This is a genomic window from Acidocella sp. KAb 2-4, from assembly GCF_020567705.1.
Taxonomy (GTDB): Bacteria; Pseudomonadota; Alphaproteobacteria; order Acetobacterales; family Acetobacteraceae; genus Acidocella.
The window spans coordinates 90,702-107,610 of record NZ_JAJDJU010000004.1; the positions used below are offsets into that span (position 1 = coordinate 90,702).

Below are 16,909 nucleotides of genomic sequence, written 5' to 3' on the forward strand. Positions count from 1 at the left end.
GGCTAGTCGAGGCTCTTGCGGAAGGCGCGGGCGGCGGCGCGTATGATGAGCCCGGCATAGATCACCAGCGCCGCGATCGGCACCGCCATCTCCCAGAGCGAACTGCCCTTGAGAAACACCGCGCGCAGGATGGCGACATAATAACGCGCCGGGACAATCAACGAGACGGCCTGCACCGCCCGCGGCATCTGGTCGAGCGGGAAGGTGTAGCCCGAAAGCATCGTCGTCGGCAGCATGGTGAGCATGAGCGCGATCTGGCTGGCCCCGAGCTGGCTGTGAATCCGCACCGAGAGCAGATAGCCAAGCCCCATCACCACCAGGGCGAACAACGCCGTGGTGACGATGAGCGCGAACAGGCTGCCGCGAAATGGCACCTCGAACCAGAACGCCGCGACGGCAAGGCAGAACGCGGCATCTAGCAACCCGATGGCGAAATACGGCGTCATCTTGCCGAACATCAACTCCAGCGCGGTGACCGGGGTGGAGATAAGCTGCTCCATGGTGCCGCGCTCCCACTCGCGCGAGACGGTGAGCGAGGTGAGCTGCGAACCGACCAGCGCGAGAATGATGGCGACCACGCCAGGGACAATGAAATTGCGGCTGTCCAGCCCCTCGTTGAACCAGACGCGCGGCGAGAGATTGACCGTGCCCGCCGCCGAGGCGCTCACCGCATGCGCCGCCTGCCATCGCGCGTTCAGCGTGGCGTCGAGCTGCGCCACGATGCCCTGGGCGTAGCCGGTGGCGACATTGGCGGTGTTGGTGTCGGTGGCGTCGAACACGGTTTGCAGTTCGGCCCGCCCGGTGGTGAACAGCGTGCGCGTGAAGCCGACTGGGATGACCAGCGCGGCGGTGCAACTGCCGTGATCCATCGCCGCGCGCAACTCGCGGTCGGTGCCGAGCACCGCCACCGTCCGGAACCATTGCGCGGCGGTGAAGCTGTCCACAATCTGGCGGCTCAGGCTGCTCTGCTCCTGGTCATACACGCAGAGCGGCACGTGCTTGATGTCCAGGCTGACGCCGTAGCCGAGCAGGCCCATCTGCATCACTGGCATCAGCAGCGCGATGGCGAGGCTGCGCGGGTCGCGCCAGATCTGCAGCGTCTCCTTATAGGCGATGGCGACGAGGCGGCGTAGATTCATGCCGCCTCCGGCGCGCGGTGGCGGGAGACGAGGCGCACGAACACATCCTCAAGGCTTGGCGTGATCGGCATGGGCGGCCCGGCGGCGATGCCGCGCGCGGCCAGCAGCGGCGCCAGCGCGGCGGGGTCAGCCGCCGGGGCGAGCAGCACATGCAGCCGATCGCCAAAGATTGCCGCCTCGACCACTCCCGGCGCCGCGCGCAGCACGGTCAGCGCCGCGCCCAGCGTCGCGCTCTCCATTTCAAACAGCGCGCCGCCGAGATCGTGCTTGCGCAATTCGGTGGGGCTGCCCGCCGCCACCAGCCGCCCGCCATCGATCAGCACGATGCGGTTACAATACTCGGCCTCGTCCATGTAATGGGTGGAAACCAGGATGGTGACGCCATCCGCCGCCAGGCTGTTGATGAGGTCCCAGAAGCGCCGCCGCGCCTTCGGCTCCACGCCGGAAGTTGGTTCATCGAGGAACAGCACGGGCGGGCGGTGCAGGATGGCGCAGCCCAGGGCGAGACGCTGCTTCCAGCCCCCGGCCAGGGTGCGGACCAGCGCGGTCTCGCGCCCCTCCAGCCCGGCCATGGTCACGGCGAAGCGCATCCGCGCCGCCAGTTCCTCGCGCGGCACGCGGTAGATGCCGCCGAAGAAGCGCAAATTCTCGGCCACGGTGAGGTCGGCATAGAGCGAAAATTTCTGCGACATATAGCCGATATGCGCGCGCACCGCCTCAGGCTGGCGGGCGACATCGAAGCCCGCCACAATGGCCTCGCCCGCCGAGGGGCGCAGTAGCCCGCAGAGCATGCGGATGGTAGTGGATTTGCCCGCGCCGTTGGGGCCGATGAAGCCCACCACCTCGCCCTTGGCGATGTCGAGATCCAACCTATCCACGGCGGTGAAATCGCCAAAGCGCTTGCTCAGGCCGCGCGCATGCACCACCGGCGCGCCGTCGCTCATGATGCCGCCTGCGCGCCGGTGAGGGCGACGAACACATCCTCAATCCCCGGCGCCTCCGGGGTGATGGCGGTGTAGGCGATCCCCCGCGCGCCCAGGATGGCGGCAAATTCCCCGGCGCGGGCGGTGCTGTCAGCGCGCAGATTCACATGGTCGCCCTTGAGCAGCACGCCGAGCACGCCCGGCGCCTCGGCCAGCGCGGCGCGCACCGCGCGCGGGTCGGGCGCGGACACGGCGAGCAGGACACCGGGCATTGCCTGTTTGAGCCGCGCCGGCGTGTCGCACAGGCGCACCTTGCCCGCATGCATCAGGGCGAGGCGCGAGCAGCGTTCCGCCTCGTCCATATAGGCGGTGGAAAACATGATGGTGACGCCGGATTCGCGCAGATTGTAGAGAATGGCCCAGAAATCGCGGCGTGAGACCGGGTCCACGCCGGTGGTCGGCTCGTCCAGCAGCAGCACCGAGGGTTGGTGGATGAGCGCGCAAACCAGGCCGAGTTTTTGTTTCATCCCGCCCGAGAGCTGACCAGCGAGGCGGCGGCGGAACGGCGCCATGCCCGCCGCCTCCAGCAGCTCCGCCGTCCGCGCGCGGCGCTCCGCCGGCGCCCCCCCGAACAGCTCGGCGTAAAAAAAGATGTTCTCCGCCACGGTCAGGTCCTCATACAGGCCAAAGCGCTGCGGCATATATGAGAGGCGCGGCTTCACGGCCTCCGGGTCGGCCAGAACGTCGATACCATCGAGCGTGATGCTGCCCGCATCCGGGCGCAGCACCCCGGCCAACATGCGCATCAGCGTCGTCTTGCCCGCGCCATCCGGCCCGACCAGGCCGAAAATCTCGCCGCGGGCGATGCTGAGATCCACCCCGCTCACCGCCGCAAGCTCACCGAAATGGCGCGAGACGCCGCTGGCGGTGATCGCGATCCGGGCGCCCGCGCTGCTCATGGCCCCGGCGGCAGCAGCGCGATGCGGGCATCGGCCGGCATGCCGGGCAGCAGCTCATGGGTCGGGTTGTCGATGTCGATCCGCACCCGGTAAACCAGCGTGATGCGCTCGGCATAGGTCTGCACGGTCTTCGGCGTGAACTCGGCCTGTGGCGAAATGAAGCTGATATGGCCGTGATAGATCTTGCCCGGATAGGTGTCGGTGGCCACGTCCACCGCCTCGCCCAGCCGGATCTTGCCGAGGTCGGGCTCGTTCACATAGGCGCGCAGCCAGACATGGTCGAGATCGTCGAGCGTGAAGATCGCCACCCCCGGCCCGGCGAGTTCCCCCAACTCGGCCTCGCGCACCGCGATCACGCCCGCGAATGGCGCGGTGAGCGTGGTGTAGCCGAGCGTGATGTCATCGAGATGCTGCCTGGCCTGCGCGGCGGCGAGATCAGCCTGCGCCAGCCCGATATTGGCCGCGGCCTGCTGCGCCACGGCCTCATCATGCGCCAAAGTGGCGGCGGATTGCTTGGCCGCCGTCACCGCCAGATCGCGCGTCTGCACCGAGACCGCCTTGGCCGCCAGCAATTGCTGGGCGCGGGCGGCGTCACGCTGCTTCTCGGCCAGATCGGCCTGATCGCTGGCGATGTTGTGCTGCGCGGCGGCGAGGCTGCTCTGGTTCACCGCCACCTGGGCCTCGGCCACTTGCACATTGGCGCGGTCGATCTCGACCTGCTGGCGGTAGATCCGGTCGTCGAGCCGGGCCAGCACGGTACCGGCCCGCACCTCGGCGCCTTCGTCGAACGGCAGGGCCACGATGGGGGCCTGCACATTGGTGAAGCTGAGTACGCTCTCATGCGCCTCGATATTGCCCGAAACGATCACCTGCCCCGGCGCCGCGGCGCCAAACGGCCCCTGCCCGCCCGTATCGAGCCGCCATGCCGCATACAACCCCGCGGCGACAAGCAGCACCGCGAGCGCGGTAAGGGCACGGCGGAGGGTCATGCGGAACGGACCATGGGAAATATCGGCATCTGGCAAAACCGTAACGGCTTGATCATCGCCAAACCTTGACCTGCGTCAAGACGCGCTCAGCCCGGCGCGGCCAGCGCCATCGCCTTAACCTGCGCATAAACCATGCCGCCCACGGCGAGGCCCAGGCTGTCGAAGGATTTGCGGGTGATGCTGGAGAGCAGCCGCGTTTGCCCCACCGCCAACACGAGATTGACATGCGGGCCGGCAGCGGTCTCGGCGGAGAGAATACGCGCGGGCAGCGCATTGAGAATGCTGCTGTCCCAGGGCTCGGTTTTGGCGATGCTGACATCGCTGGCACGAACCCTTAGCCGCACCGCCGCACCCGCTGGCCCGTGCCATCCGGGCACGGTAAGCGCCACCCCCGCCCCGGCGCAGGTGGTGAGGTCATAAATTTCGTCGTAAGCCTGGGCGCGCAGTTCCAGCACCATGGCGGCGTCGCGCCTGGCGGCGAAGGGCAACGCCGGGTCGGTGAGCAGCGCGCCGAGCTCTCCGCGCGCGGCGATCCGCCCGCCGGGGCGCATCAGCAGCAGATAATCGGCGATCTGCTCGATCTCGGCGAGGTCGTGCGAGACATAGACCGCGGGCACCGCGAACAACCGCGAGACCTCGCGCAGACGGGGCAGGATCTGCTGCGCCGCCTCGCGGTCGAGCGCGGCAAGGGGTTCGTCGAGCAACAGCAGACGCGGCTGGGCCAGCAGGGCGCGGCCAATGGCGACGCGCTGGCGCTCGCCACCCGAGAGCCCGGCCGGGGCGCGGGCGAGCAACGGTTCCAGCCCCAGGGCGTCGATCACCGCAGCATCGGTAATGCGCGGCGCGCCCTTGGCCCGGCGCAGGCCGAAGCGCAGATTCTCCCGCACCGAGAGATGCGCGAACAGCCGCGCCTCCTGAAACACCATGCCCAGCGCCCGCCGGTGCGGCGGCAGAAATATCGGCCCCTCCTGCCAGATTTCGCCGTCCACGCGCAGCGCCGCGCCGGGCAGGCGCAGCAGCCCGGCCAGGCAGCGCAGCAGCGTGGTCTTGCCGCAGCCCGAGGGGCCGAACAGCCCGGTAATGCCCGCTGACGGGGCCTCAAACGCCACATCGAGCGCGAAGCCCCCGGCATCACCCGCGAAGCGCGCGGCGATCAGGCGCGCAGCCGCGCCATGCGCGCCTCCGCCCGTAAGGTGACGAGAATGACACCGAAGGAGAACACCGCCATGCCTGCGGCCAGGGCTCCGGCCTCGGGCCAGCGCAGCGTCTCCACATCGTTGAAGATGACGATGGAGAGGACCTCGGTCTTGCCGGGGATGTCGCCGCCCAGCATCAGCACCATGCCGAATTCGCCCAGCGTATGCGCGAAGCTGAGGATCGCGCCAGTGACGATGCCGCCGCGCGCCAGCGGCAGGATGACGAACACGAACGCGTCCCACGGCGCGGCGCGCAGGGTGAGCGCGGCCTCCCACGGGGCCGAGCCGATAGCGGCGAAGGCGCTGCGCACCGGCTGCACCATGAAGGGCAGCGAGCAGACCACCGAGCCGATGACGAGACCCGTGAAGCTGAAGGCCAGCGTGTGCAGCCCGGCCAGCGCCAGCAGCGGCGCCAACGGGCCATGCGGCCCGAGCAGGATGAGCAAATAGAAGCCCAGCACGGTCGGTGGCAGCACCAGCGGCAGCGCGATCACCGCGCCCAGCGCCTCGACCCACCAGCCCCGCCCGCGCGCCAAGCCCCAGGCGAGGGGCACGCCCAGCAGCAACAGCAGCGCCGTACTCAGCCCCGCCAGTTCCAGCGTGAGGGGGATGGCGGCGGGCATCGCGGCTTAGGGCGTGGTGCCGTAGCCGTAGCCGCGGATGATCGCACGCGCCTCCGGCGTTTGCAGATAGGCCAAAAAGGCGCGGGCGGCGGGGTCATCTTCTCCGGCTTTCAGCAGCGCGGCGTCCTGCATGATCGGCTGATACAGGCTCTGCGGCACCACCCAGGCGGAGCCGGATTTATCCTGCAACACTTCGGAGAGAGCGACAAACCCCAGCTCGGCATTGCCGCTGGCGATGAACTGATAAGCCTGGGCGATATTTTCGCCGGTGACCAGCTTGGGCGCCACCGCGGCATACACGCCCAACGCCTTCAGCGCCTGCACCGCCGCCGCGCCATAAGGGGCCGATTGCGGGTTGGCGATGGCGAGATGGGTGAAATGGCCCGTCTGCAACACTTGGCCCTGGGCATCGACGAAGCCGGGCTGCGCGCTCCACAGCGCCAGCCGGCCAACAGCGTAGGTGAACACGCTGCCCGGCACGGCCAGCCCCATCGCCGCGAGCTTCCGCGGGCGCGCGGCGTCGGCCGAGAGGAACACCGCATAGGGCGCGCCCTGGGTGATTTGCGCCAAAATTTGTCCCGAGGCGGCGAAGCTCAATACCAGGGTGTCACCGGTCTTCTGCTCGAAGGCGGCGGCGAGGCGCTTGGCCGGCACGGTGAAATCCGCCGCCACGGCGACCGAGGTCTCCTCCGCGCGGGCCGGGGCAGGCCGCAGACCAAAAGCCACGATGCCGAGCGCGGCGAGCATCGCCAACTGGCGGCGGGAGGGGGGGCGCGGCAATGTCATGGGCGTCTCCGGCAAGATTGTTCGGCCCGCAAAGCCCCGGGCATGCGCTCCGTGTTTACCCTCAAAGCCCGAATCGCGGCAACGCGGCACTTGCCTTGAGGGCGGGAGCCTTCCTAAACTCGCGGCGGCGGGGTGCGCTCCCGCGCCAGCAAAAATCACAGGAGGATTTCGACGATGTCCGCGCTTCTCGAAGGAGGCTGCGCATGCGGCCAGATCCGTTACGAATGCACCGCCGAGCCACTATTCACCGCGCATTGCCATTGCCGCGACTGCCAGCAGGCCTCGGGCGGCGGAATGGCCACCGTGAGCGGCGTGCCGAGCGCCGCCTTCCGGGTGACGAAGGGCACGCCGAAATCGTTCCACTACGCCGGCAATAGCGGCAAGGGGCTGGACCGCAATTTCTGCCCGAATTGCGGCGCGCGGCTGTACACCAATAATCTCGGCGCGCTGCCGGATGTGACCTTCATCGCCGTCGGCAGCCTGGACGATTCGTCGAAGGTGAACCCGACCATGCACATCTTCACCGCCAGCGCCCAGCCCTGGGACAAGATCACGGACGGCCTGCCGCAATACCCCGGCATGCCGGGGTGAGCGGGCGTTAAAAGCTGCGCGCCAGCATATAAACGGCGACGACGCAGATCAGCTCCGCGAAGACGGTGGTGAGCCGACCGCGCTGGGCGGCGAGCCCCCGCGCGGCCATCGACCCGGCCACGCCGCCAAAAATGCCGCCCGCGATGAACAGCGCGGCCAGCAGCCAGTCCACCAGCCCGGAGAGGGCGTAATTCGCCGCCGTGGTCAGGCCGAAGGCGGTGACGGCGACAAGAGAGGTGGCGACGGCGTTGAGGATCGGCATGCCGGTGGAGCCGATCAACCCCGGCACGATGAGAAACCCGCCGCCAATGCCGAAGAAGCCCGAGAACGCCCCGGTGCCGAAGCCAAACGCGGCCACGCGCGGGGCGCGCTCGCGGTCGCAATCGGCGCCCAGGGTCTCGGGCGCGTGGCGATGGCGCAGCATCAGCGCCGCCACCAGCAGCATCAGCAGCGCGAACAGGAACAACAGATGCTGCCCGTTGAAGGCCTTGCCCGCCGAGGAGCCGAGCGCGGCGCCCAGAATTCCGGCCGCCGCGAACACGCCGCCGCATTTCCAGCGCACATTGCCCGCGCGGGCATGGTGGAACAGCCCGGTGGCGGCATTGGCGGCCACGGCCAGGGCCGAGGTGCCAATGGCGATATGCGGGTCATGCACGCCGACGACATAGAGCATCAGCGGCACCGCCAGGATCGAGCCGCCGCCCCCCACCAGCCCGAGTGTGAAGCCCACCGCCCCACCCGAGAGCAGGGCCAAAGCGCTATGCAGCAGGTCCATATTCATTGCGGTTACAGCATGTTCAGCGGCAGCTTCAGATAGCTGACTCCGTTTGTTTCCGCGGGCGGGAAATGCCCGGCGCGGATATTCACCTGTACTGAGGGCAGCAACAGGCGCGGCATATCCAGCTTGGCGTCGCGCGCGGTGCGCATGGCGGTGAAGGCCGCCTCGCTCACGCCGTCATGCACATGAATGTTGCCCACGCGCTCGGCGGCGATGGTGGTCTCCCACACATAGTCGTCCCGCCCCGGGGCTTTGTAGTCGTGGCAGAGGAACAGCCGCGCCTGCCCCGGCAAAGCCAGCAGGCGGCGGATGGAGCGGAACAGCTGCGCGGCATCGCCGCCGGGGAAATCGGCGCGGGCGGTGCCATAATCGGGCATGAACAGCGTGTCGCCGGCGAACACCGCATCGCCGATCACATAAGCGAGATCAGCCGGAGTATGGCCCGGCACATGCAGCGCGATGGCGGGTACACCGCCAATGGCGAAACCCTCGCCATCCTTGAACAAATGGTCGAACTGGCCGCCATCACGCGCGAACTCACCGCCGAGATTGAAGATCCTGCCAAACACCTGCTGCACCGCGGCGATATGCTCGCCGATGGCGATGCGTCCGCCGCATTGTTTCTGGATGTAGGCGGCGGCGGAGAGGTGATCGGCATGGGCGTGGGTTTCCAGCAGCCAATCGAGCTGCAGCCCCGTCTCGCGCAGGAAGGCGATCACCGCGTCGGCCGAGCGCGTGGCGGTGCGGCCCGAGGCGGGGTCGAAATCGAGCACGCTGTCGATCACCGCCGCGCGCCCCGCAGCGGGGTCGTAGACGACATGTGTGGCGGTGAAGGTCGCCTCGTCGAAAAAACTGCGCACCAGGGCGCGCGCGGCGCTGGTGGCGTCGATCTGTGCGGCGGCGGCGGCGAGGGCGGTGTCGGTCATGGTGTATCCGGTTTGCGAATGGCGACGAGATCGATGAGCGCCGACATGCCGGCATGCGCCTTGCCTTCGGCGATCACGCTATCATGCGCGCGCAGCTCGGCGATCTCCATGTCGGCGAAGGCCTCGCGCAGCTGGGCTTCGGTGTAGAGCTGGTCGATCTCCGGCGGGCCGCCGGTGTTGAAGCCGCGCTGCTCCGGGCGGTAGCCCTGCATCAGCAGCACCCCACCCGGTTTGAGCGCGCGCTTGAGATGGCTGAAGAAGGCCGGGCGCTCTGCCGGAACGATGAACTGCACGAAGATGGCGGCCACCACATCGAAGGCCGCTTCCGGCCAGGCCCAGCTTGTGACATCCGCCCGCTCCCAGCGCAGGCTCACCCCGCGCGCGGCGGCGAGGCGCCTGGCCTTGGCGATGGCGGCGGGGGAAATCTCGGTGGCGAGCACATCCGCCCCCAGGCTGGCGAGGAACACCCCGTTGCGGCCCTCGCCATCGGCCACGCTGAGCACGCGCGCCCCCGGCTTGATCCGCCCGGCCTGCGCCGCGAGAAACGCGTTTGGCGCCTCGCCGAACACGTAATCCTCGGTCGCGGCGAAGCGCTGTTCCCAGAATTCGGCGCGGGGGAGCTGTGCCATCTCAGTTAAACGCGCAGCCGGATTTCAGGCCGAGCTTCTTCAGGATCAGCGCCGCCGGGCAGAAGCCGGAAAACCCGGTTTGCAGCAGATTGAGCCCGACAAAGGCGGTGAGCAGCAGCCACCAATGCGAAAACGCCAGGCTCAGCCCGAGGCTCAGCAGCACCATGAAACCGGCGAACGAAAATACGGCTCTATCAATGTTCATCGTCAACTCCTTAAGGGGATAGAAACGGGCGGGTCCATTGCACGATCTGCGCGGCGGCCATCGCCCCGGCCTGCTGCGCGGCGAGCTTGCCGCCCGAAAACAGCATCAGCGTGGGGATCGAGCGGATGCCGTACCGCGCCATCGTCTCGGGCGCGGTGTCGGCATCCAGTTTCAGCAGCCGCGCGCGCGGCTCCAGCAGCGCCGCCGTCTGGGCGAATTGCGGCGCCATGGCGCGGCAGGGGCCGCACCAATTGGCCCAGACATCGACCAGCACGGGGATGCCGTCATGCGCCACATGCCGCGCCAGCCCCGCCTCGTCCACCGCCTGGGGCTGGCCAGTGAACAGCTTCTTGCGGCAGGCGCCGCAGATCGGGCCATCGGCCAGCTTGGCGGCGGGCACACGGTTGAGCGTGCCGCAGGCGGGGCAAACCAGGGTGAGCGCGGTCATGGTGGACCCTAGTGGCCTCCATTCTCGAATTTGTGGATGCGGGCCATCTTCAGCATCAGCCGCTCATAAAAGGGCTCACTCTTGCCGACCTTGATCTTGTGCAGGAAGTATTTCTCGAACCCGATTTTGGCCAGATGCACCCATTTGCCCTGCGCCGCCCAGTTGGCGTTACGCGGCGGCAGCTGCGGCTGCGCCACGAAAGCGACGCCGGTATCACCGAAATCGGCGAGACAGATGGCATTCCAGCTCGGCTTGATGGAGGCTTCGCCGCCGCGCAGCATGGCGCCCAGATTATGCGCCGTGGCAGTGACCATCGACTCGATCATGAACCCGGTCTTGGGCACCCCGACGGGCACGGGCGTCTTCCCGGTGGGCGGAATCGCGACGCACACGCCAATGGAGAACACGTTGCGGAAGGTCGGGTTGCGCTGATAGCCATCGGCCAGGATGAAGCCGCGCGGGTTGGTCAGCCCTTCAATGCCATGCACCGCCTTCACGCCGCGGAAAGGCGGCATCATCATCGAGAAGCCGAAATCCATCTCATGCGTGGTCTTGACGCTGGCATCGTCGTTCAGCTCCTCCACGCTCATATGGCCTTCCGTCACCTCCTTGACGCGGGCGTTGGTGACCCATTTGATGTGACGGTTGCGCAGCGCGCTCTCCAGCAGCCCCTTGGTGTCCCCCACGCCGTCGAGGCCGAGATGGCCGATATAGGGCTCGGAGGTGACGAAGGTCATCGGGACCTTGTTACGGATTTTACGGCGGCGCAGTTCAGCGTCGAGCACGAAGGCGAACTCATAGGCCGGGCCGAAACACGAGACGCCCTGCGCGGCGCCGACGACGATCGGGCGCGGATTCTTGCAGAATTCCTCAAACGCCGCATAGGCCTGCTCGGCATGGCCGGTTTCGCAGATCGACTGCGTATGCGCCTGCGGGCCGAAGCCGGGGATCTCGTCGAAGGCCAGCTCAGGGCCGGTGGCGATGATCATGTAGTCATAGGCCAAAGATTCGCCGCTCTTGAGCTGCACGCGGTTTTCGGCCGGATGCACGCGCTCCGCCCCCTCGGTGATGAAGCGGATGTTCTTCTTCGCCATCACCTTGGTCAGATCGACCTCGATCTCCCGCCGCTGGCGCCAGCCCACCGCAACCCACGGGTTGGAGGGATAAAACTGATAGGTCGCCCCCTGGCCGATCACCGTGATCCGGTCTTCCGGACGCAGCTGCTCCGACAGCTCATACGCCATCAACGTACCGCCCAGCCCTGCGCCCAAGATAATGATTTCAGCCATAAATTTCTTTCCCCCAGCGATTTTCGTGTTGCAGATATATTCCATAATTCGTATATTCGCAACTATGAATATTGATCCAAACCTCATGCACAGCGCCGCCGATCAGGCGAGTGACTTGCTGAAGTCTCTGGCCAATTCGCACCGGCTGATGATTCTTTGCCAGTTGCTGGAGGGCGAGCGCTCCGTGGGAGAGTTGGCGGCGTTCCTCGATTTGCGCAGTTCCACCGTGTCGCAGCATCTGGCGCTGTTGCGGCGCGAGGGGCTGGTGGTGGCGCGGCGCGAGGCGCAGACAATCTATTACGACATCGCCAGCCAGCCAGCGCGGCGGATTTTGGAAACGCTGTTCGAATTGTTCTGCGCCCCCGAAGCCGCCCGCCTATGCGGCGCCGAGCCGGACACTGCCGGCAAACACTAATCACTCAACTAGAACTATCAAGGATAACCCAATATGCTGTTCTTCACCGGAAAAAAAACCGATCTGCGCGACTTCACCCCGCGCGAACTGGAAGCCGCACTGGCCAAGGGCGAGGTGATCCTCGTGGATGTGCGCGAGCATGGCGAGCATGCCGATGTGCGCATTGAGGGCGCGATCTGCCATCCGCTCTCCAGCTTCAACCCCAAGGCCCTGCCCGCGGGCAATGTGGTGCTGCATTGCGGCGTCGGCCGGCGCTCGGCCATGGCCGCCGAACATTGCGCCAAGGCCGGGGTCAAGATCGCGGGGCATCTGGCGGGCGGCCTTAACGCCTGGGTGCAGGCTGGCCTGCCCGTCAAGACCAACTAAAACCGCCGCGCGCAAAAACAAACTGGGAGCCGTCACCATGTCCGTCCTCCGCTGGGCGCTCGCCCTGAGCCTCTGCGCCGCCGCGGCGCAGGCGCAGCCGACGAGCTTTACCGTGGCCACCGCCAGCATCGCCGACCAGAAGGCTGTGTTCGCCACAGTGGAGGCGGTGCATGTCGTGCCGGCGCGCGCGCGCATCGGCGGCACCATCACCACCTACACGGTGCAGGATGGCGACATGGTGCAGGCCGGGCAGCAGATCGCGATGGTCGCCGACCCGGCGATGGCCCAGCAACTCGCCGCGCTCAGCGCCGACATCACCGCCGCGCGCGCCCAACTCGCCCAGGCCAATACCGACCTCGCCCGCGCCCAGAAACTGGTGGGCGAGGGCGCGGTGTCGCGCTCGGTGTTCGACCAGGCGCGGACGGAGGTGAACGTCGCGCAGGCGACGCTGAAGGCAAAAACCGCCGCGCATGACGCGCTGGCCCAGCAGATCAACGAGGGGGCGGTGCTCGCCCCGGTGGCTGGCCGCGTGCTGCACACCCCGGTGACGCAGGGCACGGTGGTGCTGGCGGGCGACACGGTCGCCAGCATCGCCGAGCAGGATTACGTGCTGCGCCTCGATGTTCCTGAGCGGCACACGCGCTATCTGCATCTTGGCGATCCGGTGCGCATCGCCGGAGATCCGCCGCGCTTCGGGCGGATCAGCCTGATCTATCCGCAGGTCACGAATGGCCGAGTCGAGGCCGACGCCACCGCGCCGGATATTGGCGGCTATTTCGTCGGCCAGCGCATTGAGGTCTGGGTCTATGCCGGGTCACGCCCAGGCATCGTCATCCCGGCCAGCTTCATCGATACCCGCTTCGGCCTCGATTACGCCGATCTGCGCGCGGCGGATGGCAAGGCGGTCGCCGTGCCGATCCAGCGCGGCGCGCCGCAGCCCACGCCCGGCCTGCCGGATGGCGTCGAGATCCTCACCGGCCTGAGCGCCGGCGATGTGCTGCTTCCGCCGGGCAGCGCGCCATGAGCCTCGGCATTTCCGGTGCGCTGACCAAGCGCTTCATCCGCTCCCCGCTCACCCCGCTCTTCCTGATCGCCGCAGTGGTCTGCGGCCTGATCGCGCTGACGACCATCCCGCGCGAGGAGGACCCGCAGATCCACGTGCCGATGGTCGACGTGATCGTGAACACCGATGGGCTGAAGGCCTCGGATGCGGTGGAACTGGTGACCAAGCCGCTGGAGGTGGTGCTGCGCGCCATTCCGGGCGTGGAGCATATCTATTCCACCACCGTGGACAACCATGTCACCGTCACCGCGCGCTTTGTCGTCGGCACCAACGAGGATAAAGCGGTCCTGCTGGTGAACGACAAGATCCGCGCCAACATGAACCGCATCCCGATCGGCATCCCTGAGCCGATGGTGGTCGGGCACGGCATCGATGATGTCGCCATCATCACCCTCACCCTCAGCCCCAAACCCGATGCCGCCAATCGCTGGGACTACGCCGGGCTGACCGATCTCGCGCAGAAGCTCCAGGGCGAGATGATCAAGATCCCGAATGTGGGGCTCACCTACATCTCGGGCGAAGATCCCGAGCAGATTCGCATCGAGCCCGACCCTGAGAAGCTGGCGCTGTATGGGGTGACGCTGCAGCAGCTGGTCGCCCGCGTGCAGGAGGCGAATGACGTGTTCTCGGCCGGCGTGGTGCGCGAGAACGGGCAGATGCCCGGCGTGGATGTCGGGCATACCCTGGACGGCGTGCCCGATATCGGGCTGCTGCTGGTGACCACGCGCGACGACCGCCCGGTTTATGTGCGCGACGTGGCGAAGGTGGTGTTCGGCCCGGCGCCGCAGGAGGAGCGCGTCTGGGCGCTGACGCGCGACAAATCCGGCTGGGGCCAGGCCCCGGCGGTCACGCTGGCAATCGCCAAGGTCTCCGGCTCCAATGCGGTGAACGTGGCGAAGGCCGTGCTGGCGCAGGTGAAGACGCTGCAAGGCCAGTTGATCCCCGGCGATATCCGGGTGCAGGTGACGCGCGATTACGGCCAGACAGCAACGCAGAAGGCCAATGAGCTGCTGTTCCATCTGGCGCTGGCCACCATCTCCATCATCCTGCTGATCGGCTTCGCGCTGGGCTGGCGCGAGGCGGCGGTGACGGCGGTGGTGATCCCCTCAACCATCCTGCTCACCCTCTTCGGCGCCGAGATGATGGGCTACACCATCAACCGCGTCTCGCTCTTTGCCCTGATCTTCGCCATCGGCATCCTGGTGGATGACGCCATCGTCGTGATCGAGAACATCACCCGCCACTGGGCGATGCATGACGGGCGCAGCCGCATCCAGGCCGCCATCGAGGCGGTATCAGAAGTCGGCAACCCGACAATCGTGGCCACGCTCACCGTGATCACCGCGCTGCTGCCGATGCTGTTCGTGAGCGGGCTGATGGGGCCTTATATGTCGCCGATCCCGGCGGTCGCCTCGGTGGCGATGGTGTTCTCGTTCTTCGTCGCCATGATCATCGCGCCCTGGCTGATGCTGAAGGTTTCGGGCAATGCCCCGGCCGCCGCGCATGCCGAGCACGCCGATAGCCACCTGACCCGGCTGTACATCCGCATTGCCCGCCCCATTCTGCAAACCCGCAAGCGGGCGCTGCGCTTCCTGCTGATCGTCGGTGGCGCCACCATCGTTGCCTGCTCGCTGTTTTATTTCGACCTGGTGAAGGTGAAGCTGCTGCCGTTCGACAATAAATCAGAGCTGGACGTGGTGCTCAACCTGCCGCCGGGCGCAGCGCTGGAGGATACTGAGCGCACGCTGTTCGCCGCCGCGCGCATCGCTGGGCAGATGAAGGAAGTGACCTCGATGCAGGTCTATGCCGGCACTGCCGCGCCCTATGATTTCAACGGTCTGGTCCGGCATTATTACGCCCGCCAGTCGCCCGAGCTGGGCGAGCTGCATATCGTGCTGGTCAACAAGGATGACCGCTCGCGCCAGAGTCACGCCATCGCCGTGGCGCTGCGCCAGCAACTCGACAAAAACATCCCGCTGCCGCCCGGCGGCGTGATCAAGGTGGTCGAGGTGCCACCCGGCCCGCCGGTGATCTCCTCACTGCTGGCCGAAATCTATGGCCCGACGCCGGAGATGCGCCTGGCCGAGGCGCAGCGCGTGAAGAAGATCTTCGAGTCCATCCCGTATATCGTCGACGTCGATGACAGTTACGGCCTGCCGCCGCCACGCCTGCAAATCAGCGTGGACCAGGACGAGTTGGAATATTTCCACGTACAGCAAGCCGATGTGAACCAGACGCTGCGTGACCTCTTCCTGGGCGAAGGCATCGGCTACTCCTATCGCGGGGCCGACCGGCCGCCACTGGAAATCGCCATCGGCCTGCCCAAGAGCGGCCTGACCTGGGATGACGCCGTGGCATCCACGCCCGTGCCGGCCAACACCTTGCCGGGGTCGCGCGGCGTGGTTGAGCTCGGCCAGGTGGTGAGCGCGCAAATGGTTCAGGGCTCGCGCGCCATCTATCGCCGCGACGGGCATTTCGCCGACATGGTCACGGCCGAGATGGCGGGCCAATTCGAGGCGCCGATCTACGGCATGTTCGCGGTGGATTCCGCGATCGAGAAATCCGCCTGGACCGGCCTGCCAAAACCCGAAATCCGGTTCTTCAGCCAGCCGCGCGACGAGGCCAAGCCCTCGCTGCTGTGGGATGGTGAATGGCAGATTACTTATGTCACCTTCCGCGACATGGGCATGGCGTTCGGCGTCGCCATTCTTGGCATCTATGTGCTGGTGGTCGCGCAGTTCGGCAGCTTCAAGCTGCCGCTGGTGGTGCTCACCCCGATCCCCCTCACCCTGATCGGCATCATGCTCGGCCACTGGCTGCTGGGGGCGGATTTCACCGCCACCTCGATGATCGGCTTCATCGCGCTCGCCGGCATCATCGTGCGCAACTCCATCCTGTTGGTGGATTTCATCCGCCACCGGCAGGCCTCGCACCGGCCGCTGCGTGATGTGCTGCTGGAGGCGGGGGCGATCCGCGCCAAGCCGATCCTGCTCACCGCGCTGGCGGCGATGATCTCGGCGGCGACGATCCTCTCCGACCCGATCTTCCAGGGGCTGGCGACGTCGCTGCTATTCGGTCTCGCCTCCTCCACGCTGCTCACCCTGCTTGTCATCCCGGCCATCTACGTGGTGCTGCGCGATGACAACCGTCCCGCTTCCTGAAAGGAGATTTGAACCATGATCCAGGACTGGCCCGAGCTGATCGAGAACATGAATGGCGGCTTGAAGGCCCTGCGCCAGGGCGCGCCGGATGTGATGAAAGGGTTTTCCACCCTCGCCCAGGCCGCGCTCGGCGGTACCGTGCTCGACAAGAAGACCAAGGAGCTGATCGCGCTCGCCATCGCCGTGGCCGTGCGCTGCCAGCCCTGCATCGCCTATCACGCCGAGGCGGCGGCCAAGCATGGCGCCTCGCGCGAGGAGGTGCTGGAGACCATGGGCATGGCTGTCTACATGGGGGCCGGCCCCTCAGTGATGTATGCCGCGCAAGGGCTGGAGGCCTTTGACCAGCTGAAGGCGGCGCAAGCGGGCTAAACGACCCCAGCGACGAACAGAGCCCCGGCAACGCAGGGTGGCCCATCGCCGCCC

General features: G+C 67.1%; 19 protein-coding genes. 6 read left to right on the top strand and 13 right to left on the bottom strand.

All coding sequences use genetic code 11. The features are described 5' to 3' along the window. Positions 1–2: 2 nt before the first annotated feature. From LI953_RS04615 to modA, 7 genes are all read right to left on the bottom strand, one after another. The gene (locus tag LI953_RS04615) at positions 3–1,139 is read right to left on the bottom strand and encodes an ABC transporter permease (RefSeq protein WP_227074858.1); all 1,137 of its coding nucleotides are present in this window, start codon (positions 1,137–1,139) and stop codon (positions 3–5) included. Further along, positions 1,136–2,083, bottom strand: coding sequence for an ABC transporter ATP-binding protein (locus LI953_RS04620; RefSeq protein ID WP_227074859.1), 948 nt, complete (start codon positions 2,081–2,083; stop codon positions 1,136–1,138). Before LI953_RS04620 ends, LI953_RS04615 begins: the two co-directional genes overlap by 4 nt. Next, on the bottom strand, positions 2,080–3,021 hold the full coding sequence (locus LI953_RS04625) for an ABC transporter ATP-binding protein (RefSeq protein WP_227074860.1): 942 nt from the start codon (positions 3,019–3,021) through the stop codon (positions 2,080–2,082). Before LI953_RS04625 ends, LI953_RS04620 begins: the two co-directional genes overlap by 4 nt. Next, entirely contained in the window at positions 3,018–4,010 is a 993-nt protein-coding gene (locus tag LI953_RS04630) for an HlyD family secretion protein (protein ID WP_227074861.1), read from the bottom strand. Before LI953_RS04630 ends, LI953_RS04625 begins: the two co-directional genes overlap by 4 nt. A gap of 86 nt (positions 4,011–4,096) precedes the next feature. Next, positions 4,097–5,167 (bottom strand): molybdenum ABC transporter ATP-binding protein, encoded by a 1,071-nt coding sequence (gene modC, locus LI953_RS04635; protein WP_255643064.1) that lies wholly within the window; start codon positions 5,165–5,167, stop codon positions 4,097–4,099. Next, positions 5,164–5,829: a molybdate ABC transporter permease subunit gene (modB, locus tag LI953_RS04640; protein WP_227074862.1), complete on the bottom strand. Its 666-nt coding sequence runs from the start codon at positions 5,827–5,829 to the stop codon at positions 5,164–5,166. The genes modC and modB overlap by 4 nt, the downstream gene beginning before the upstream one ends. Positions 5,830–5,835: 6 nt before the next feature. Beyond that, positions 5,836–6,615: a molybdate ABC transporter substrate-binding protein gene (modA, locus tag LI953_RS04645; RefSeq protein ID WP_227074863.1), complete on the bottom strand. Its 780-nt coding sequence runs from the start codon at positions 6,613–6,615 to the stop codon at positions 5,836–5,838. A gap of 174 nt (positions 6,616–6,789) precedes the next feature. Between modA and LI953_RS04650 the strand changes: the two genes are divergently transcribed. Continuing rightward, complete coding sequence (locus LI953_RS04650) at positions 6,790–7,206, top strand: GFA family protein (protein ID WP_227074864.1); 417 nt, start codon at positions 6,790–6,792, stop codon at positions 7,204–7,206. A 7-nt stretch (positions 7,207–7,213) separates the two neighbouring features. Here the strand turns inward: LI953_RS04650 and LI953_RS04655 are convergent, their stop codons facing one another. From LI953_RS04655 to LI953_RS04680, 6 genes are read right to left on the bottom strand one after another with little or no spacing between them, the layout of a single operon-like run. Beyond that, entirely contained in the window at positions 7,214–7,987 is a 774-nt protein-coding gene (locus LI953_RS04655) for a sulfite exporter TauE/SafE family protein (protein ID WP_227074865.1), read from the bottom strand. Positions 7,988–7,992: 5 nt separating this feature from the next. After that, positions 7,993–8,910, bottom strand: a complete 918-nt coding sequence (locus LI953_RS04660; protein ID WP_227074866.1) for an MBL fold metallo-hydrolase — start codon at positions 8,908–8,910, stop codon at positions 7,993–7,995. Further along, positions 8,907–9,539 carry a bifunctional 2-polyprenyl-6-hydroxyphenol methylase/3-demethylubiquinol 3-O-methyltransferase UbiG gene (locus tag LI953_RS04665; protein ID WP_227074867.1) on the bottom strand — a complete coding sequence of 211 codons (633 nt, stop codon included), beginning with the start codon at positions 9,537–9,539 and terminating at the stop codon, positions 8,907–8,909. The genes LI953_RS04660 and LI953_RS04665 overlap by 4 nt, the downstream gene beginning before the upstream one ends. 1 nt (position 9,540) lies before the next feature. Then, positions 9,541–9,744 (bottom strand): DUF2892 domain-containing protein, encoded by a 204-nt coding sequence (locus tag LI953_RS04670; protein ID WP_227074868.1) that lies wholly within the window; start codon positions 9,742–9,744, stop codon positions 9,541–9,543. Positions 9,745–9,754: 10 nt separating this feature from the next. After that, positions 9,755–10,192: a thioredoxin domain-containing protein gene (locus LI953_RS04675; protein ID WP_227074869.1), complete on the bottom strand. Its 438-nt coding sequence runs from the start codon at positions 10,190–10,192 to the stop codon at positions 9,755–9,757. A gap of 8 nt (positions 10,193–10,200) precedes the next feature. Next, positions 10,201–11,481 (bottom strand): NAD(P)/FAD-dependent oxidoreductase, encoded by a 1,281-nt coding sequence (locus LI953_RS04680; protein ID WP_227074870.1) that lies wholly within the window; start codon positions 11,479–11,481, stop codon positions 10,201–10,203. Positions 11,482–11,545: 64 nt separating this feature from the next. Here LI953_RS04680 and LI953_RS04685 point away from each other — a divergent pair, with 64 nt between their 5' ends. Genes LI953_RS04685 through LI953_RS04705 form a run of 5 tightly spaced genes read left to right on the top strand, consistent with a single transcriptional unit; the run spans position 11,546 to position 16,855 of the window. Then, positions 11,546–11,896, top strand: coding sequence for a helix-turn-helix transcriptional regulator (locus LI953_RS04685; RefSeq protein WP_227074871.1), 351 nt, complete (start codon positions 11,546–11,548; stop codon positions 11,894–11,896). Positions 11,897–11,929: 33 nt separating this feature from the next. Further along, positions 11,930–12,262 carry a rhodanese-like domain-containing protein gene (locus tag LI953_RS04690; RefSeq protein ID WP_227074872.1) on the top strand — a complete coding sequence of 111 codons (333 nt, stop codon included), beginning with the start codon at positions 11,930–11,932 and terminating at the stop codon, positions 12,260–12,262. A 37-nt stretch (positions 12,263–12,299) separates the two neighbouring features. Beyond that, complete coding sequence (locus LI953_RS04695; RefSeq protein WP_227074873.1) at positions 12,300–13,286, top strand: efflux RND transporter periplasmic adaptor subunit; 987 nt, start codon at positions 12,300–12,302, stop codon at positions 13,284–13,286. Then, a complete protein-coding gene (locus tag LI953_RS04700) occupies positions 13,283–16,486 on the top strand; it encodes an efflux RND transporter permease subunit (protein WP_227074874.1) in 3,204 nt (1,067 codons plus the stop codon). The genes LI953_RS04695 and LI953_RS04700 overlap by 4 nt, the downstream gene beginning before the upstream one ends. A gap of 15 nt (positions 16,487–16,501) precedes the next feature. Then, positions 16,502–16,855, top strand: a complete 354-nt coding sequence (locus LI953_RS04705; RefSeq protein WP_227074875.1) for a carboxymuconolactone decarboxylase family protein — start codon at positions 16,502–16,504, stop codon at positions 16,853–16,855. Positions 16,856–16,909: the final 54 nt, after the last annotated feature.